The organism is Arthrobacter sp. THG-b23 (assembly GCF_059091265.1).
In genome coordinates this window covers 510,272-528,077 of sequence record NZ_JBNHGM010000001.1, presented here as the reverse complement: position 1 = coordinate 528,077, position 17,806 = coordinate 510,272, and the positions used below count along the sequence as shown (strand labels likewise).

20 protein-coding genes are annotated in these 17,806 nt (G+C 67.3%); 13 read left to right on the top strand and 7 right to left on the bottom strand.

The genetic code is table 11. The features are described 5' to 3' along the window. Nucleotides 1-12: 12 nt before the first annotated feature. From AC5RVD_RS02575 to AC5RVD_RS02560, 4 genes are all read left to right on the top strand, one after another. Nucleotides 13-1,551, top strand: a complete 1,539-nt coding sequence (locus AC5RVD_RS02575) for a dihydrolipoamide acetyltransferase family protein (protein ID WP_494125853.1) — start codon at nucleotides 13-15, stop codon at nucleotides 1,549-1,551. Nucleotides 1,552-1,708: 157 nt separating this feature from the next. Then, a complete protein-coding gene (gene rraA, locus AC5RVD_RS02570) occupies nucleotides 1,709-2,221 on the top strand; it encodes a ribonuclease E activity regulator RraA (RefSeq protein ID WP_494125852.1) in 513 nt (170 codons plus the stop codon). Nucleotides 2,222-2,241: 20 nt separating this feature from the next. Next, the gene (locus tag AC5RVD_RS02565; RefSeq protein ID WP_494125851.1) at nucleotides 2,242-3,282 is read left to right on the top strand and encodes a serine hydrolase domain-containing protein; all 1,041 of its coding nucleotides are present in this window, start codon (nucleotides 2,242-2,244) and stop codon (nucleotides 3,280-3,282) included. 40 nt (nucleotides 3,283-3,322) lie between these two features. Continuing rightward, nucleotides 3,323-3,547, top strand: coding sequence for a hypothetical protein (locus AC5RVD_RS02560; protein WP_494112336.1), 225 nt, complete (start codon nucleotides 3,323-3,325; stop codon nucleotides 3,545-3,547). On the opposite strand, the gene AC5RVD_RS02555 is transcribed toward AC5RVD_RS02560, so the two are convergent. Continuing rightward, entirely contained in the window at nucleotides 3,525-4,817 is a 1,293-nt protein-coding gene (locus tag AC5RVD_RS02555) for an aminotransferase-like domain-containing protein (protein ID WP_494112337.1), read from the bottom strand. The two genes, AC5RVD_RS02560 and AC5RVD_RS02555, sit on opposite strands and share 23 nt — an antisense overlap. A 66-nt stretch (nucleotides 4,818-4,883) precedes the next feature. Beyond that, nucleotides 4,884-5,858, bottom strand: coding sequence for a helix-turn-helix transcriptional regulator (locus AC5RVD_RS02550; protein WP_494112338.1), 975 nt, complete (start codon nucleotides 5,856-5,858; stop codon nucleotides 4,884-4,886). Nucleotides 5,859-6,263: 405 nt separating this feature from the next. Here AC5RVD_RS02550 and AC5RVD_RS02545 point away from each other — a divergent pair, with 405 nt between their 5' ends. The 3 genes from AC5RVD_RS02545 to AC5RVD_RS02535 all read left to right on the top strand — a co-directional run bounded on the left by AC5RVD_RS02545 (nucleotide 6,264) and on the right by AC5RVD_RS02535 (nucleotide 7,668). Beyond that, nucleotides 6,264-6,410: a hypothetical protein gene (locus tag AC5RVD_RS02545; RefSeq protein WP_493989877.1), complete on the top strand. Its 147-nt coding sequence runs from the start codon at nucleotides 6,264-6,266 to the stop codon at nucleotides 6,408-6,410. Nucleotides 6,411-6,508: 98 nt separating this feature from the next. After that, nucleotides 6,509-7,480: a lantibiotic dehydratase C-terminal domain-containing protein gene (locus tag AC5RVD_RS02540; protein ID WP_494125850.1), complete on the top strand. Its 972-nt coding sequence runs from the start codon at nucleotides 6,509-6,511 to the stop codon at nucleotides 7,478-7,480. Then, nucleotides 7,477-7,668, top strand: coding sequence for a hypothetical protein (locus AC5RVD_RS02535; RefSeq protein ID WP_494125849.1), 192 nt, complete (start codon nucleotides 7,477-7,479; stop codon nucleotides 7,666-7,668). Before AC5RVD_RS02540 ends, AC5RVD_RS02535 begins: the two co-directional genes overlap by 4 nt. 155 nt (nucleotides 7,669-7,823) lie before the next feature. Here AC5RVD_RS02535 and AC5RVD_RS02530 read toward each other — a convergent pair whose 3' ends face one another. From AC5RVD_RS02530 to AC5RVD_RS02520, 3 genes are all read right to left on the bottom strand, one after another. After that, complete coding sequence (locus AC5RVD_RS02530) at nucleotides 7,824-8,609, bottom strand: acetoin reductase (RefSeq protein ID WP_494112341.1); 786 nt, start codon at nucleotides 8,607-8,609, stop codon at nucleotides 7,824-7,826. A gap of 378 nt (nucleotides 8,610-8,987) precedes the next feature. Then, nucleotides 8,988-9,821 carry an aldo/keto reductase gene (locus tag AC5RVD_RS02525; RefSeq protein WP_494125848.1) on the bottom strand — a complete coding sequence of 278 codons (834 nt, stop codon included), beginning with the start codon at nucleotides 9,819-9,821 and terminating at the stop codon, nucleotides 8,988-8,990. A gap of 210 nt (nucleotides 9,822-10,031) precedes the next feature. Next, nucleotides 10,032-10,439: a helix-turn-helix domain-containing protein gene (locus tag AC5RVD_RS02520; RefSeq protein WP_493980005.1), complete on the bottom strand. Its 408-nt coding sequence runs from the start codon at nucleotides 10,437-10,439 to the stop codon at nucleotides 10,032-10,034. Nucleotides 10,440-10,707: 268 nt separating this feature from the next. Here AC5RVD_RS02520 and AC5RVD_RS02515 point away from each other — a divergent pair, with 268 nt between their 5' ends. Further along, nucleotides 10,708-11,187 (top strand): DedA family protein, encoded by a 480-nt coding sequence (locus tag AC5RVD_RS02515; RefSeq protein WP_494125847.1) that lies wholly within the window; start codon nucleotides 10,708-10,710, stop codon nucleotides 11,185-11,187. A gap of 137 nt (nucleotides 11,188-11,324) precedes the next feature. Then, nucleotides 11,325-12,170: an HpcH/HpaI aldolase/citrate lyase family protein gene (locus AC5RVD_RS02510; protein WP_494112344.1), complete on the top strand. Its 846-nt coding sequence runs from the start codon at nucleotides 11,325-11,327 to the stop codon at nucleotides 12,168-12,170. Nucleotides 12,171-12,299: 129 nt separating this feature from the next. On the opposite strand, the gene AC5RVD_RS02505 is transcribed toward AC5RVD_RS02510, so the two are convergent. Continuing rightward, complete coding sequence (locus tag AC5RVD_RS02505) at nucleotides 12,300-13,163, bottom strand: SDR family oxidoreductase (RefSeq protein ID WP_494125846.1); 864 nt, start codon at nucleotides 13,161-13,163, stop codon at nucleotides 12,300-12,302. Between the two features lie 65 nt (nucleotides 13,164-13,228). Between AC5RVD_RS02505 and gluQRS the strand changes: the two genes are divergently transcribed. The 3 genes from gluQRS to AC5RVD_RS02490 all read left to right on the top strand — a co-directional run bounded on the left by gluQRS (nucleotide 13,229) and on the right by AC5RVD_RS02490 (nucleotide 16,590). Beyond that, entirely contained in the window at nucleotides 13,229-14,143 is a 915-nt protein-coding gene (gluQRS, locus tag AC5RVD_RS02500) for a tRNA glutamyl-Q(34) synthetase GluQRS (RefSeq protein ID WP_494125845.1), read from the top strand. An 83-nt stretch (nucleotides 14,144-14,226) separates the two neighbouring features. Beyond that, nucleotides 14,227-15,075: an SGNH/GDSL hydrolase family protein gene (locus AC5RVD_RS02495; protein ID WP_494125844.1), complete on the top strand. Its 849-nt coding sequence runs from the start codon at nucleotides 14,227-14,229 to the stop codon at nucleotides 15,073-15,075. A 243-nt stretch (nucleotides 15,076-15,318) separates the two neighbouring features. Continuing rightward, on the top strand, nucleotides 15,319-16,590 hold the full coding sequence (locus AC5RVD_RS02490) for an MFS transporter (protein WP_494125843.1): 1,272 nt from the start codon (nucleotides 15,319-15,321) through the stop codon (nucleotides 16,588-16,590). 60 nt (nucleotides 16,591-16,650) lie between these two features. Here the strand turns inward: AC5RVD_RS02490 and AC5RVD_RS02485 are convergent, their stop codons facing one another. Then, on the bottom strand, nucleotides 16,651-17,100 hold the full coding sequence (locus tag AC5RVD_RS02485; protein WP_494112349.1) for a hypothetical protein: 450 nt from the start codon (nucleotides 17,098-17,100) through the stop codon (nucleotides 16,651-16,653). A gap of 176 nt (nucleotides 17,101-17,276) precedes the next feature. On the opposite strand from AC5RVD_RS02485, the gene AC5RVD_RS02480 reads away from it, so the two are divergent. Further along, nucleotides 17,277-17,720 (top strand): iron chaperone, encoded by a 444-nt coding sequence (locus AC5RVD_RS02480; RefSeq protein WP_494125842.1) that lies wholly within the window; start codon nucleotides 17,277-17,279, stop codon nucleotides 17,718-17,720. The last annotated feature ends 86 nt before the right edge of the window (nucleotides 17,721-17,806 follow it).

Sequence of the window (17,806 nt, the reverse complement as noted above, 5' to 3'; positions counted from 1 at the left end):
ATCGGAGTTTCCATGTCGAACACGCAGATTTTCAACCTCCCGGATGTCGGCGAGGGACTGGTCGAAGCCGAAATCGTGTCCTGGAAGGTCAAGCCGGGGGACACCGTGGCGGTCAATGACGTCATCGTGGAGATCGAGACGGCCAAGTCGCTGGTCGAGCTGCCCAGCCCCTACGCGGGCGTGGTGTCGGAGCTGCTGGTGCCGGAGGGGCAGACCGTAGAGGTCGGCACCCCGATCTTCGCCGTCGCCGCCGAAGGCGCTGCCCGGCAGCCCGCCGCCCCGGAGCAGCCGGCCGCATCGGAGCAGCCCGCCGCCCCACCGCGCGCCGCGGCTCCCGTCCCGGAGCAGCCGGTGCCCGAGGCCACCGCCGAGGGCGGGCCGCTGGTCGGTTCCGGCCCCAAGGCGGATCCGGTCCGGCGGCGCCCGCGCCGCGGCAGCGCCTCGGCTTCCTCTCCCACAACGACGACGGCGGTGCGCCGTTCCGCGGTCCCGTCCGGGGACGGGGCCGCAACCGCCGCGGAAATCCATCTGCCCGAGCCGCACGGCCAGGCCCAGCACGTGCCGCCGGTTCCCGCCGGCGAAGGCTCAGCGGTTCCCGGGGCGGCCCCGGCGACCGGGGCCGCCCGCGGCGAAGCCGTCCAGGCGGCCGTCACGCGGCTGCTGACCCGGGTGCTCGCCAAGCCGCCGGTGCGCAAGGCCGCCAAGGACCTGGGCATCAACCTGGCGGACATCACCCCCACCGGCAAGGGCGGCGAGGTCACCAAGCAGGATCTGCTCAGCTACCAGGCCCAGCGCGAGGCGGAGCAGGCAGCTGCCCCGACGTTCTGGACGCCGCGCAAGGGGCTGGACAACCGGATCGAGCGGGTCCCGGTCAAGGGCGTGCGCAAGGCGACCGCCAAGGCCATGGTCGAGTCGGCCTTCAGCGCCCCGCACGTGAGCATCTTCGTGGACGTGGATGCTTCGCGGACCATGGAGTTCGTCCAGCGGCTGAAGAAGTCCCGCGACTTCGAAGGCGTCAGGGTGTCGCCGCTGCTCATCCTGGCCAAGGCCGTCATCTGGGCTGCCGCGCGCAACCCGAACGTCAACGCCAGTTGGGTGGAGACGGAGTCCGGCGACGAGATCCACGTCAAGCACTTCATGAACCTGGGCATTGCCGCCGCCACCCCGCGCGGCCTGCTGGTCCCGAACATCAAGGACGCCCAGGACCTCTCGCTCAAAGAGCTCGCGGTCGCCCTCAACGACCTGGCCACCACCGCCCGTGCCGGCAAGACCAAGCCGGCAGACATGCAGAACGGCACCCTCTCCATCACCAACATCGGCGCGCTGGGGATCGATATCGGCACCCCGATCATCAACCCGGGCGAAGTCGCAATCGTCGCGTTCGGCACCATCCGGCAGAAGCCGTGGGTGGTCTCCGGCGAAGTCATTCCGCGCTGGATCACCACGCTGGGCGGATCGTTCGACCACCGCGTGGTGGACGGCGACCTTTCCGCCAGGTTCATGGCAGACGTCGCGGCGATCATGGAAGAACCGGCGCTGCTGCTGGATTGAGGGCGCGGCGCCGCGTCATGCTGGTCTGACCGGGCGCTGGCACCGCGCGCAGATGGGCGGTGCCCGCCGCGTGCTGAATGGGCGGTGCGCGGCGCGCGGATGCCCGCCGGGCCGCGGTTGGCTATGATCGCGGTGTGGCGAGGAGGAGCACCATCAGGTGATTGAGACAGCTGGCAACGCAGCGACCCGCGGCGCAGAACCTACAGTGATCCCCACGGCGGATCTGTACGACCAGCGCGGCGACGAACTGGCGTCGCTGTCGCTCCAGTTCGGCGACTTCGGCGGCCGGGCGGCCTTCAGCGGACCCGTCCGCACCGTCAGGTGCTACCAGGACAACGGGCTGGTGAAATCCGTCCTCAACTCCCCGGGCCACGGCGCCGTGCTGGTGGTCGACGGCGGCGGTTCGCTGGAGACGGCGCTGATGGGGGACATGATCGCCGCGGCCGCCGTGGCCAACGGCTGGTCCGGGGTGATCATCAACGGGGCGGTCCGGGACCGGGCGGCACTTGCGCAGCTGCCGCTCGGCGTCAAGGCGCTTGGCAGCAACCCGCGGAAGAGTGCCAAGAACAGCAGCGGGGAAACGGACGTTCCCGTCGAGATCGGTGGCGTGCTGTTCCGGCCGGGCGCCACGGTCCACGCCGACCTGGACGGCATCCTGGTAGGCGCCTGACCGCGCGCTAGAGTCGGTTCATGACTGCATCCTTCGGTGCCGCCGCTGCCGCCGGGATATTGGAGTCGGCGGCCGCCGGGAACTTCTCCGGCGCCATCCACGTCCGGCAGGGCGGGCGGGTCCTGCTCGACGAAGCCTACGGGGTGGCCACGCGGCGGTGGAACGTGCCGGTCAGCACGGCCACCCGGTTCGACGTCGCCTCCGTGACCAAGCTATTCACCGCCGTCGCCGTGCTGCAGCAGGTCGATGCCGGGACGTTGGCTTTGGACGCGCGGATCCACGACTACGTGGATTTGGCCGACACGCAGATCCCCGCCGCGGTCACCCTGAGGCACTTGCTGACCCACACCTCCGGCATCGCCGACGACGCGGATGAGGAAAGCGGCGAATCATACGAGGCCCTCTGGCATGACAGGCCCAACTACTCGGTCACGGAGACCGCCGACTTCCTGCCGCAGTTCGTGCACAAGGTGCCCAACTTCGCGCCGGGGCAGGGATGCCGGTACTGCAACGTGGGCTACGTCCTGGCAGGCCTTGCTGTGGAAAAGGTGACGGGCCGTGCCTACCGCGACTACGTCGTCGATCATGTCTTTGCCCCGGCAGGGATGACGGCCGGTTTCTTCGATATGCGCGCGGCGGTCCCGGATGTAACCGAAGGCTGGGAACCGGCCCGGGACGGGACGGGCTGGCGGTCGAACATCTACAGTTATCCGCCCATCGGGTCTCCGGACGGTGGCGCCCACGCGACGGCGCGCGACCTCGCCGTGTTCCTGGACGCGGCGAGGTTAGGGAAACTGCTGTCGGCCGAATCCACGCGGGCCTTCCTGACCCCCCAGTTGAAGCACCACAAGGACGGCGACACCGTGGTGGAGTACGGGTTCGGACTCGAATTCAGGTCTACAGCCGGCAGGATGCGGACGCTGTCCAAGGACGGAATCAACACCGGGGCCAGCGCCATCGTGGAGTACTTTCCCGCACACGACCTCACCCTGGCCATGGTGTCCAACTCGGAGGACGGCGTCTGGGATCCGCTGCGCCAGATCAACGACCTCATTCCCTGACGGACCGTTGGCCGCGTACCGGCTGTGAAAGACTGGGGCCATGAGTAACAACAGGCCCTCGGGTCAGCGCAACGACTCCGGGGTGCCCAGGATCGACTGGAAGGGCACCCTTTGGGCCATGGCGGCCGTTTTCCTGCTCAGCTACGTCATGATCTGGCTGGTGCCCGGCCTGCACCCCATCCTGCGGATCATCATCGTGATCGGCCTGTATTTCGCCGGCCGCTACGCGTACTACCGCTATTTCAAGAACCGGCGCCGGCCATAGCCTTTGCAAGGACGGGCGCCAGCCGCCGCACGCCCTCGCGAATGGCCTCTTCGGGCACGGCGCTGAAAGCCAGCCGCAGCTGACGGGACGGCTCCTCGGAGGGGCTGAACGCCGCTCCCGGGATGAAGACAACTCCGGCCTCGATCGCGTCGTAGAGCAGCGGGTAGGTGTCAACGCCCTCCGGGAGGGTGACCCAGACGAAAAAGCCGCCCTCGGGTTCGGTCCAGGTGGCCCCGTCCGGCATGAACTCGTCCAACGCCGACAACATGGCGGCACACCGCGTGGCGTACAACTGGCGGTAGGTATCGATCTGCCCCACCCAGTCGTGCTCGTCCAGGTAGGCGGAAATCAGCATCTGGTTGAGCGTGGGCGGGCACAGGGTGACCGCCTCGTTGGCCAGGTAGAAGCTCCGCTGCAGGTGGTCGGGCAGCAGGGCCCAGCCGATCCGCAGGCCCGGCGCCAGGATCTTTGAGAACGAACCCAGGTAGACCACGTCGTCGGGATTATCGGCGCGCAGCGGCCGCAAGGGCTGGCCGTCGAAGCGCAGCAGCCCGTAGGGGTTGTCCTCAAGGACCAAAACGCCGGCCTCGCGGCAGATGTCGACGATGTGCTGCCGGCGCTCGGCGGCCAGCGTGATGCCCGAAGGATTGTTGAAGCTGGGAATGGTGTAGAGGAACTTGATGCTGCGGCCCTCGCCCTGCAGCTCTTCGATGCGGCGCTGGAGTTCCGAGGGGACCAGACCGTGTTCGTCCATCGACACCGGCTCCACCTGGACCTCGTAGGCCTCGAAGGTATTCAGCGCGCCCACGTAGGTGGGATCCTCGCACAGCACCACATCGCCGGGGTTGCAGAAGACCTTGGCGGCCACATCCTGGGCGGACTGGGACCCCGCCGTGACGACCACGTTCGCGGGATCCACGCCGGTGATCCCTTCCCGTGCCATGACGTCGCAAATCTGGCGCCGCAGGTCCGGGGTGCCCTGGCCGCCGCCGTACTGCAGGGCGGTCATCCCATGCTCGGCGATCAGCCGCTGCGCCAAGCCGGCAATCTTCTCCAAGGGCAGGGACTGCAGGTAGGGGTTGCCACCGGCCAGGGATACCAGCCCGGGGCGCATCGAGATGTCGAAGACGTCGCGGACGGCTGATTGTTTGATGTTTGCGGCGCGCTGCGAGAACAGGTGCTCGTGCCGGTGCGCCGCAGTGGCGCGCTCCAGCGCCACTTCCGTTTCGGTGGGCAGGGTCTCGGAAAGGTCTGCATCCTGTGAAGTCACTCACACAGGATAGCCCGAGACGTTACGGGATAGGAAACAGAAGTTTTCTATTGGTGCTGCCTCGAGCTAGAGCCAGCCCGCGTCCCGGGCCTTGAGCGCGGCCTGGAAACGGCTTTCCGCGCCGAGCTGCTCCAGCATCCACGCAATGTGGCGCCTGCACGTGCGGACGCTGATGTCCAGCCTCCGGGCAATCACTTCATCGGAGTAACCGGCGGCCATGGCGTTGAGGATGGAGTGTTGGATGCCGTTGAGATCCGAGGCGGCGTTGTCCTGCCCGTCCAAAATGTAGGGGTCGGCCAGCTCCCAGGCCACGTGGAACAGGTTGATGAAGACCTGGATGAGGTTGAAGTCGCGCACCACCAGCGCGCCGCGGTCTTCCGGATGCAGTTGGCGTCCGATCAGGGCGAGGTTGCGGTCGAAGATCATGATCTTCAGCGGCACGTACGGCAAGGTTCGGTACTCACCGCCGGCCGGGGAAATCGCGGCGACCGCTTTGCGCGTGGGCACGTGGTCCAGGGTGCTGGCGTGGCTGATGTTCTTGCGGACCACCCCGCGGTTGAGTAGTTCGATGTCCTTTTGGATGCCCTCTTCGTGGACGTCGGCGGAGGCGCCGGAACCCGGCTGGCTGATCAGCACTTGCTCGGAAACGTCCCGGCCATAGTCCACCAGCAGCTTGCGGATCACTCCCGGGTCTTCGAGGACCTCCACGGAGGAATCAAGCGACACCCGTTTGCGGGCCGCCAAATACGTCGGCACGAGGGCCGCCATGTCCGCACGGTGTCCGCTGATCTTGGTGCGCAGGTCGATCAGCAGCCGTTCGTCGGAGTCCACCAGCTGCGACAGCGCAACGTCGGGGGAGATGGCGACATAGCATTCGACGTCCGGTGCCGGCTGCTGGAGCAGTTGCCGGCTGACCAGCTCGCCGATGGCGATGTTGAGGTCGCGGATGGTGTAGCCAAGTGCCGTGGACATGGTTTCTTTGGTCCAGCCGGGGTGGGCCACAGCAAATTCATAGACCTCGAATGCCGTCCCGCTCAGCATAGGGCGCTCCTCCGGTTGATCCATTATGTATCACGCAGGGCCTGCCATTTCCGATGCGGTGCGGCCGCTCTGTGGTCAGTCTAAAGCACTTCTTTGGGGCATCTTGCGCCTTTTGTTACCGACCACTTCCTGCCATGGCCACATTATGCCACCGGCTCACGACGTTTGTCCGCTGATCCGGTGGAGCCGTTCCCTTCCCCGGGTTCTCGGGGCAGCAGGCTGTTTCGACCACCTGTCCGGAACGTGACAGCGCAAGCCATGAGGCACGATCATGGCATGTCCGGATGTTGCAACTGGATTGGCTGGACAGGCGTAGCAGTAGCACGGAACTCTTGAACATGTCGGGGGCGAGCAACCCGGCTGGATTTGTCACTGAACGAACCTAAGCCATGTGAAGGGAATGACATGTTCAAGAAGATCGCAAGCATCGCGGCAGGTCTGCTGGTTGCCTTGGGGGCGGTCTCTGCGGCCACTCCGGCAGTAGCGGCCGATCTAGGACCGGTTCCCCATTCTCAAAACGCCACCGCTTCCGCCTATATCTGGGACTGGTAAAAAGCCGCCCCATCTCATCGGCATTGTGCTGATTCCGTAACCAGGATGACGCCGGCTATCCCTCCCCAACCACCAGAACATCGAACCAGGAGTAGCGCATGAGCCAGCTGACAGCCATCCGCCCAACAAGTTCGGTGAACGTCAAATCGTACTGGTGGGTTCTGTCTATTTACACGGGTAGGCAGGACGTAGTCGACGCAGTCATAGGAGAACTGGTTACACCGCTGGTCGCCCACGCTCGCCGCGAAGGCGTGGGCCGCTGGTACTTCAGCCACAGTGCCGACCAGATGGGGCCTCACGTGAAGGTCCGGTTCCTGGGCCGCCGTCCAATCCTCGACAGCCTCCAAAGGTTTGAGCTGGCGGCCCGGGACCGGGTCCTCGACATCCTTCCCGGCATCACCACGCAGGAAAATTTCGTGCTGCCTTCCGGCAGCGAGGATTCCATCCACCTCTCGCCGGCTGATGCCGCCGTCCCCGTGCCCGAAGCGGACTTGGACCGTTTTGGGGGACCCGATGGGCTGGAACTCGCGGAGGAGGTCTTCGAACTATCCTCCGAGCTGGCCATGTGGGCCACGCAGCGTTTCAGCAAGGCCCAAGGACGTTCGGCGCTTGCTTCCCTGCTCCTCTGCGATGCAGCGTGGGCCATGATGTACGGGCCGAAGGCGCAGCAGTGGCCGGACCGCGGCAGGCTGTCCTGGGAGTACTGCTGGGACAACCACCTGCGGGTATCCACGGCCGAGCTGGGCCGTTCGGCCCCGAAGGCGCGCCACAGCCTCACCGCCGGACTGGTAGCCCGCACCGCGCCGATGCACCGTTTGATGGCCGCGACCGCGGACGAAAGCAGTGTCCAGAACTGGCGCCGCCGCTGGATCAGGACCCTTGACTCGTACCTGTACCGGGCGGACCGTGCGCGGGTTAGCCGCAGTGCGCAGCAATTGACGTTTTCCCAGGCCCACTTGCTGATGAACCGGTTGGGGTTCACCACGTGGGAAGAAGCGGCACTCGGTGTCTATGCCAGGGGCTGGTCGCCCGAAGTCGAATCCTCACTGTTGGAGAAGAGGACAAAATGAGCCCGTTCGGTTTCTCGTCGATTGGACCAGAATCCATCAGGAGTCCGGATGTCCAGAACGAAGGAACATCATCATCCCTGGATCAGGTTGGTGTGCTGGGTGCGCACGCCCAGGATGACGACCTCTGGAACCTCACCGGCAGCAACTACTCGCGCGACGCCGCCTGGGCAGACCAGGCGTGGCAATAGCCCGCCGGCGTCCGCCTCCAAAACCACACCTCCCCCAACAGGATCAGGCCGGAGCGACCCCCAACGCTCCGGCCTGATCCTTTCCTTGCGTGTCCTGCCCATCAGGGGCTGTTTTCACCCGTCAAGCTCTGGTGCGGACAGCCCGCATGCCCTAGTCAGTTGTAGAGCATGCCGCCGTCCACCAGCAGCACCTGGCCGGTGACGTAATCGGAGTCGGGGCCGGCGAAGAAGGACACGATCTTTGCCACGTCTTCCGGCGTCTCAATCCGGCCGAGGGCGATGCCCTCCACGTTCTCCTTGAGGTTCTGGCCGATCGGCTTTCCGTTGATCTTGCTGAGCTCCTTGTCGATGAGCTCCCACATTCCGGTTCCCACAATGCCGGGCGCATACGCGTTGACCGTGATCCCCTTGGGTGCCAACTCCTGGGCTGCGGCCTGCGTGAAGCCGCGCACGGCGAACTTGGAGGCGGAGTAGGCGCTGAGAATGGGGAAGCCCTGGATGGCTGCGATGGAGGCCGCCGAGATGATCTTGCCTCCGTGGCCGAGCTCTTCAAACTTGGCGGCCGCGGCCTGAATGCCCCAGACCACGCTGTTGACGTTCACATTGAAAATCTGGTCGAGTTCCTGCTCGCTGATTTCAAGAACCGGCTTGATCTGGGCAATGCCTGCGTTGTTGACGATGACGTCGAATCCGCCGAGCTGGTCGGCGGCCGTGTCGACAGCAGCAACAACCTCGTCCCTCTTGGCGACGTCTGCTGCCACAAAAATGGACTTGCGCCCGAGGGCTTCGATCTCCGCCGCGACAGCCTCGCCCTTGGCGCGCTGCGGTTCGATATCGGCGATGGCGACGTTGAAGCCGTCTTCAGCCAAGCGAAGAGCGATGGCCCGCCCGATGCCTTGGCCGGCGCCGGTTACGAGAGCGACCTTGTCCTGCACAGTCATTGTTGTCTCCTTTGTACTGCTTCCAGCCGGCCAGTAGCGCTAATCCGAGCGTCACGGCGGCTGCGGTGAACACCGTTGAGTTAAAACCGGTGTCACTAGGCGCAACACAAACCCACCAGCATTCATTCCTTTGCATATTTGTGCCTTGGTGGCCGGTGCCACCAAGACGGCGGAGGTTCGCGTCGGGACGGTGGGAAGCCGGCCATGGCGGGGCCGGCGGTTTCCGGAGGGAGGAATGCCGACCGGAACCTTGGCGCGCCTCGAGCGGGAGGAAAGCCGACCGGAACCTTGGCGCGCCTCGAGCGGGAGGGAAGCCGGACTGGAACCTTGGCGCGCCTAGAGCGGGAGGGAGCCGGAGCAGTTCCCGCAGTCCGCCGCCTAGTGACCGAAAGCGTCGGCGTCAGTGATGTCTCCGGTGCCCCGGTCCAGCGTGGAGAGCCGGGCCAGTTCGCCGGCCTCCAGCATGAAGTCGAAGATGGCGAAGTTTTCGGCCAGCCGGTCCGGGCGGGCGGACTTGGGGATGGGCACATGCCCCAGCTGGGTGTGCCAGCGGAGCACGATCTGGGCCGGGCTCTTGCCGTACTTGCCGGCCAGCGACTGAACCGCCGGCTCCCGCAGCAGGTCGCCGCCTTTCCCGAGCGGACTCCAGGACTCCGTGACGATGCCGCGTTGGCGGTGTATCTCCACCAGATCCCCGCGGGTGTGCCGGGGATCCAGCTGGATCTGGTTGACCTCGGGTACCAGCCCGGCGTCGAACAGCCGATGCAGGTGCGCTGGTTTGAAGTTTGACGTGCCGATGGCCCGCACGCTCCCGTCCTCCAGCAAGCGGGTCAGCCCCTCGAAGGCCTCGACGTAGCCGTCCTGCCCGGGGTTGGGCCAGTGGATCAGCAGCAGGTCCACGTAGTCGACGCCCAGCCGCCGGGCGCTGGCCTCGAAAGCCTGCCGTACGCCGTCGACGCTGTGCCACTGCTTATTGAACTTGGTGGTGATGAAGATTTCCGAGCGGTCAAGCCCGCTGCGGCGCAACCCCTCGCCGACGCCTTCCTCGTTCTGGTAATTCTCCGCGGTGTCGAACAGCCGGTAGCCGAGGTTGAGTGCAGTTTCGACCGTCCGGGCGGCTTCCGCATTGTCCAGGGGCCAGGTTCCCAGTCCCAGCAGCGGCATCTTGGCCCCGTTGCGGAGGGTCACGAGCGGAGCAAGCAGGTCGGCCACGGTCACAGTCTCCTCTGGTTGTCCTTCAGGACCCGGTCCCGGGCCCGTGGCACCCAGCCTAGGGGTGATAGCGCCGGCTGTGCACCCCGGTGCCGGCCGCAGCCCGGCGACAGTCGGAGAAGAGGACGCCGTAGGGCGCGGGTTTGCCAGCTCAGGCGGGAAGAGGATGCCGTAGGGCGCGGGTTCCCCGGCTCAGGCGGGAAGAGCCCGCTAACCCGCAGCGGAGGCGGCGTCCGCCGAACCTGCGTCGGGTGCGGCGGTCCGGGTCTCCAGCCAGGCCAGCACGTCGGAGAGCAGGATCCGCCGGTGGGTCCCGCGGTACTGGACCGGAATGGTCCCCGCGTCGGTCAGGCGGCGCATGTAGGTCAGCGACACCCCGGCCACCTCCGCCGCCTGAGAGGTGTTCAGCAGTTCGACTGCGGAGCTGACCATCACCGCATCGCCGTGGGCAAAGCGGCGGAGCATATCGACGACGGCGTCCGCGGCTTGGGCGGGCAGCTTCACCGTGGTGCCGTTCACGAAAACGGTGACATCGGCGCTCTCGTCGAGCGCCCGCTGCAGTCGCTGCGCCTGGGCGGCCGGGAGGGCATCGGTGGTGCGGGGAGTCAGCTGGGCCATGGGGACAGCGTAAGACACTTCCCGGCCCGCACCGGGGAAGGCGTGCTGCGTCGTCGTTCTTGCCGCGGACGTGCCCGGCGGCGGCATTGACATTCCCTGACGGCCCGGCGTTAGGTAAGCGTAAACTGCTGTTCGCGACGGACAGCGTGCTCCGTCCGCGGAAGGGAATATCCGCCGACTCCAGAGGAGACCATCGTGGGCAGACCGTTCTGCGCCGAACTGAAGGGTGTTCCGAACGCCCCGCATCGGCCGGAGCCCGCGGTCTGACATGGAGCAGATCGCCAGCCTCCCCTTCGGATACGCGGTCAGCGCACTGTTCGTGATCGTGATGCTGCGCGCCAACGCCACGTACTGGGCCGGCAGGGGAGTGGCCGCCGGCGGGCGGCACACCCGTCTGGTCCGCCAGTTGGATTCGCCGGCCATGCGCCGCGCGGAGGCTATCATCGCCCGCTGGGGAGCCCCCGCCGTCGCGCTCTGCTTCCTGACGGTGGGCGTCCAGACTGCGGTAAACGCGACGGCCGGCCTGGGCCGGATGCCGCTGCGCCGGTACCTGCCGGCCGTCGTGGTCGGCTCGGTGTTGTGGGCGGTGCTGTATGCCACCGTGGGCCTGGCTGCCCTCAACGCCTGGCTGGCCGCGGCCGCCGGGTCCCCGCTTGGCATCGCCGTCGTAGTGCTGCTGGCAGCAGTGGTGGTCGCCGCCATCGTTGTGGCCCGCCGGCGGCGCGGACGCCGCCCGGCGTCTCTCTGACGCCGGGTTACCTAACGCCGCCGCCCGGCATCTCTCTGACGCCGGTTTACCTCCGCCGCGGACGCACGTGGCGCATGCCTCATCGGCATTCGCCCCTGCATTGGTAGCCCCGGCGGCGGAAACATTAGGCTAGGGGTATGTCCGCTTTAAGAAACCGCCGTGCTGCCGCCCTTCCCGCAAAATTGTCCCGCTCATGGCTTCTGGCCTCGGCGGCGGACGAAGCGAATTTCGGGCCGGCACTCGCCTCTGAAGCAGACTCCGTCATTTTCGACATGGAAGATGCCGTGCCGGCGGAGGGCAAGGCCGCCGCGCGCGAACGGGTGGTGGAGGCCCTGTCCACCGGCATGACCGCCTGGGTCCGCGTGAACGGCATGGAAACCGACTACTGGGCCGACGACCTGGCCGCCCTGTCCAAGGCGCCGGGCCTGCGCGGCGTCATGCTGGCCATGACGGAAAAGCCCGAGCAGGTCACGCACACCGCCATGCGGCTGCAGGCCGGCACCCCGGTGCTCGCCCTGATCGAATCCGCCGTCGGCATTGAGAACGCCACCGACATCGCCCGCGCGCCGGGCACCTTCCGCCTCGCCTTCGGCGTGGGCGACTTCCGCCGGGACACCGGGGCCAGCGATTCACCGATGGCCCTGGCGTATGCCCGTTCCCGGCTGGTAGTCGCCTCCCGCGTGGGCCAACTGCCGGGCCCCATCGACGGTCCGACCGTCGGCGCGCTCGGCGACGAACTGCTGGAAGCCTGCAAGGTGACAGCGTCCATGGGCATGACGGGCAAGCTCTGCCTGCTCACCGACGCCGCCGACACCATCAACAAGGGACTCTCACCCAGCGAGTCGGAAATCAAGTGGGCGCACGAACTGCTCGATGCGCACGCGGCCGGCGCGGTGGTGGGCGACGGCTCCTATCTGCCGCGCCTCGCCCGCGCCGAGAAAATCTCTTCGCTCGCGGACTCCTACGGACTCTGGAACGCCTAGGTTCCACTTTCCGGGCGCGGGGCTCCGTCCGGCCGGCAGCGTCAAGCGCTGGCCCGACCTCGAATCAGTCCCGGCCGCCGACCTGCTCCCGCAGGATCACTCCCGGCCGCCGAACAGCCCGGCTCCGGATCACTCCCGGCCGCCGAACAGCTCCCGGAGGCTCAGCGCCGGCCGCCCGGTCAGCAGGTCCACGTCGTGGGTCACCAGGTCCAGCTCCCCGGCGGCAATCGCCGTGTAGGTGCTGACCCAGGCATCCAGCTGCCAGTCGGGGGCGCCGTAGTGCGCCCGGCTCGCGTAGGCCTCCTCCACCGTTTCGTTAAGGAACGACGTCGGGCGGCCTGTTGCCTCCGCGATGGCCGCTGCAGCCTCGGCCAGGGTCACCGACTCCGGGCCGGTCAGCTCGTAGGTAAAGCCGGCATGGGGCATGGGTTCGGCCAGGATGGTCGCGGCCGCCCGGGCCACGTCCTCGCGGGCCACGAATCCCGCCTTCCCGTCCCCCGCCGGACCGCGGATCACGCCCGATTCGTCGGCGAACAACGGCAGGACGTCTGCGTAGAGGTTGTTGCGCAGCAGCGTGTGCTTCAGGCCGGTTCCGCGCAGTTTTTCCTCGGTGGCGTAGTGGTCCCTGGCCAGCGTGAACGTGGCGTCCTCGGTCGCACCGATGAAGGAGGTGTAGACAATGTGCTGCACGCCGGCGTCGATGGCGGCGTCGATGAAGGTGAAATGCTGCTGCAGCCGGTCCTCGGCTTCGGCGGCGGACACCATGAGCACTGTCTCGATGCCTTGCAGCGCTGCGGTGACGGCGGCCTTGTCGCCGTAGTCGGCAGGCGCCGTCGTCGTTCCGGGCAGCTGCGGTGCACGCGACGGGTCGCGGACAATCAGCCGCTGTGGAAGGTTCTGCTCCGCCAGCATCCTGGCGACCATGCCGCCCAGCTCGCCGGTGGCACCGGTGACGGCAATCGGGGTTTCCCTGGGGGAGTCGGGTGTGCTCATAGCACCAGCCTAGTAGGCCGCGGCAACACCCCCGCGGGCGGGGACCGGCCTGCTACCGTGGGGACGTGCCAGCAGCCCAGAGTCCCGCCGGTCGGTTCGCGCCCAGCCCCTCGGGTGAACTGCACGTCGGCAACCTGCGCACGGCGCTGCTCGCTTGGCTCTTCGCCCGCAGCACCGGCCGCCGCTTCCTCGTTCGGGTCGAGGACCTGGACCGTGCGCGAGCCGGGTTCGAGGCCCGGCAGCTGACGGATCTGGCGGCCATCGGTTTGGACTGGGACGGCGAGGTCGTGCGCCAGACCGACCGCGCCGCGGTCTACCGGCAGGCCCTCGGGCAGTTGGCGGAGGCCAGCTTGATCTACGAATGCTTCTGCACGCGGCGCGAGATTGCCGTGGCGCCCAGCGCCCCGCATGCCCCGGAGGGCGCCTACCCGGGAACCTGCCGCAACCTGACCGACGCCGAACGCGAGGAGCGCCGCCAGTTCCGCCCCGCAGCGCTGCGGCTGCGCGCTTCCACCACCAGCCACACGGTCACCGACCGGCTGCACGGCGACTACACCGGCATCGTTGACGACTTCGTGCTGCGGCGCAACGACGGCGTCCCCGCCTACAACCTGGCGGTGGTGGTGGATGACGCCGCCCAAGGCGTGGACCAAGTAGTGCGCGGCGATGACCTGCTGTCCTCCGCACCGCGGCAGGCGTACCTCGCCGTGCTGCTGGGGCTGCCGCCGGTCGAATACGTCCACGTGCCGTTGGTCCTCAATGAACGACGGCGGCGCCTGGCCAAGCGCGACGGCGCGGTGACATTGGGGGCACTTGAGCTGGCCGGGCTGGACGCGGCCGCGGTGCGCGGCCTGTTGCTGGCATCGCTGGATTTGCCGGATGTGCCGCTGCACAAGTTGCTCTCCGACTTCCGGCCCGATGACCTGCCGCGTGAGCCGTGGATCTTCGACCCGCCGGAGCTGGTTCCCGACGCCACCTGACGGCAGCAGGGCATGCCGCCGGGCTCCGGGTCTTATAACCCCGCAGCGGACCACCCGGCCGCAACGGCGCTGAACTTCACCGCATGTTTGCCGGTACGTCGCCCGGCGCAGCTAGTCTTCCGCAGGTGGGAGGACTATTCGTGGCGCTGGGCGACAGCTTCACCGAGGGCGTGGGGGACTACAACGCCAACTTCCCCAATGGCGTGCGCGGCTGGGCCGACCGGGTGGCCAAGCAGTTGGGCAAGCAGGACCCGGACTTCCGCTACGCAAACCTGGCGGTGCGCAGCAAGCGGCTGCACCAGATCGTCGCTGACCAGTTGGAACCGGCCGTGGCTATGCAGCCCACACTGGTCTCCTTCTATGCCGGCGGAAACGACATCCTGGAGCTCAAGCGCAGCATGCCCGAGCTCTTGGCCGAGTACGAATCCGCCGTCAGCCGGCTGGCCCAAACGGGTGCGCAGTTGATCCTTTTCACCGGCTTTGAGGTCATGCTCCCGCCGGTCCTTGAGCCGATGCGGCGGCGCAACTGGGTGTTCAACGAGGCCGTCCGTGACTTGTCCCGGCGATACGACGCCGTGCTGGTGGACCACTGGGCGTTCGACCTCTATCAGGACCGGCGGATGTGGGACACGGACCGGCTGCATATGTCCGCGCTGGGGCACAAGTACATGGCGGCCAGGGTCCTCGAGGCCCTCGGCGTGGATCACACACTCAGGCTGAAGCGGTTGGAGGCTCCGGTGCGGGCGGGCTGGCGCGAAGCGCTCCGGCGCGAGCGCGACTGGCTGCAGGAATGGGTGGTCCCGATGTTCGGCCGCAAGCTCAAGGGCGTCACGCTGGGGGACAACCTGACGCCACGCTGGCCCGAGCCAGTCCGGGTCTCGCACGGGCTGAAAAAGCTGGCCAGGCAGCGGGCTGCCGCTTCCGCAGGCTGACGTCCCGCAGAGCCCCGTCGGCCGGCCGCCGGGGCGACGCCCCGCAGATAACGTCCCGCACGCCTGCGTTAAGCCAGCCGGTCACCGCGACGGGCATGCCCGTCACCGCGGCAACACTGCCGTTCAGCGACACCACCGGCAGCCGGCGCATGGCCTTACCGGCCTGCGCGGCTGCGGCTGTACGCTGTTGCAACAACAGGGGACCGCGGCCATGCCGCGCCGTCGGTGAGGAGGGTTGTCGCCATGTCCGTCCAGGAACCGCGCGAGCCCGTGCCGGCGCTCGACCTTCCCGCGGCGTTCCGGGAACCCACCACCAAGGTCCGGGCCGGCTGGGTCACCGCCGTCCTGCTGACCAACCTTGGCATCAACGCGGCGTTCTTCGGCCCCTTGCAGGTGCTGCTGGCCCAGCAGTCGCAGGCGTTCGATGCCGTGAACAAGGAAGCCGTACTGGCGATGGCCACGGGCTTCGGCGCCGCGGTGTCCCTCGTCGCCAATCCGGTCTTCGGGGCGCTGAGCGACCGCACCACCTCACGGTTCGGACGCCGCGTGCCGTGGGCGCTGACCGGCGGCATCCTGGGGTTCGCCGCGCTGCTGCTGCTTTCCGGCGCCCCCAACATCGCGGTGATGGTGATCGGCTGGTGCCTGGTGCAGGCAGGGTGCAATGGCGCCTACGCAGCCGTGACGGCCAGCATCCCGGACCGCGTGCCGCGGCGGCAGCGCGGCCAGATCGGCGGACTGGCGGCCATCGGGCAGACGCTTGGCATTGTGATGGGCGCGGTACTGGCCAATCTGGCCGGCGGCTTCGTCCTCGGTTACCTCTACTGTGCCGTCTTCCTGCTGGCCAGCATCATCCCTTTCGTGATTGCCGGCCGGGACACCCCGTTGCGGAAGGCCGACCGCCCGCCCTTCGCCTGGCCCGGCTTCCTCAAGGGCTTCTGGATCTCCCCGGCCAAGCACCCCGACTTCGGCTGGGCGTGGCTGACCCGGTTCCTGGTCAATCTGGGCAACAACATCTTCACCCTCTATCTGTTCTTCTTCCTCCAGGACGCCGTGGGGCATCCGGACCCGGCCGCCGGCGTGCTGCTGCTGACCGGCGTCTATGCGGCCATGGTGGTGGTGATGGCGGTCGTGGGGGGACCACTCAGCGACCGGGTGGGGCGCCGCAAGCCGTTCGTTATCGCGTCCTCGGTCACCATCGCAACGGCCTCGATCATCGTGGCCATCACGCCCGCGTGGCTGGCCGTGGTCGGGGCGGCAATGGTCCTCGGCGCGGGCTTCGGCATGTTCCTGGCCGTCGACTTCGCCCTGCTCACGGAAGTGCTGCCGAGCGCCGCGGACCGGGGCAAGGACATGGGCGTCATCAATATCGCGGCCTCGTCGCCGCAGGTCATCGCCCCGTTGATCGCCGCCCCCACCGTCCTCTACCTCGGCGGTTACACGGCGCTGTTCGTACTGTCCGCTGTGATCGGGCTGCTCGGCGCGGTCTTCGTAGTCAAGATCAAGGGCGTCCGGTAGCCAACAGCAGCCCGGTTTCGAGGCCTCTTCAAGCCAAGGTTGGCCTGGTCGCTGCACCGGCTAGTCGATGAAGGCTGCTTTAGAGCTGTATTCCTGATAGAGCCGCGCAGCATCGCCCACCGGCAGTTGGCCGTACTTCAGTGCCGTCAGCAGCCCGTCGAGCTGCGCGCTGGCGGACTCTGCCGTCGAGATCTGCTCCGCGCTGTTGCGTGAGTTGGCAAGGCCGGACGCGATCGCGGCGGCAAGGGAGAGGAGCGAGGCCAGGATGCAGATGACCTGCCAGACGACCGAAGTGCTGGACAGCGAGAAAGCGCCTGCGACGGCCGAGTTGAAGTTGTTTTGGCCGAAGCCGGGCCCCGCCGTCAATGCGGCGACGACTGAGCTCCCGACGATGCTGACATTGGTCAGGCGGTTGCGCTTGGGACGGGCGCGGCGAAGAAAGGCCCTGATGTCATCACGGCGCTGGTCGATTTGTAGGGTCAGGTCCTGGCGGCTCTGTGCGTCGTCCATGATGTCCCCGCGCCTTCCGGTAAATAGCCCCCGCCCTGTAGCCGCGAGGTATCGCTGCACCGTATATCAGATTGCCCGCCGACGGCTACGTTTTTTCGCGAACCGAGCAGGATTCGAGAAGCCCGCGCCCCGCGTGGCTGCTACTGTCGGTCGTGATTCGTACAAGGGAGATCGAGATGACCACTAAGAAGTCAGATGCGGGCGGCTTCTCGGAGGCCGAGCATGCCGCCATGAAGGAGCGTGCCCAGGAGCTGAAGGCACAGGGCCGCAGCGGCCAGAAGAAGGCCGACAACGAGCGCGCCGTGCTCAACGCGATCGCCGAAATGCCCGACGCAGACCGCGTCCTCGCCGAACGCATTCACGCACTCGTCACCGCGAACGCGCCGGAGCTTCTGCCCAAGACCTGGTACGGGATGCCTGCGTACGCCAACACGGACGGCAAGGTCGTCTGCTTTTTTCAGGGCGCAGCCAAGTTCCAGGCCCGCTACGCCACCTTCGGATTCAACGACGCGGCCACGCTTGACGACGGGCCGATGTGGCCGGTCTCGTTCGCGATAGTGGAGTGGACCCCCGCGGTGGAGGAGAAGGTCGAGGCGCTCGTCAAGGCCGCGATAGCCTAGGTGCCCCCACCGGCCGCAGTCCCCGGCACCTTGGGGAGATCCTGGCCGAGCTGAGGTGAGACCAGCGACGGCGGGTGGCTGCGGAA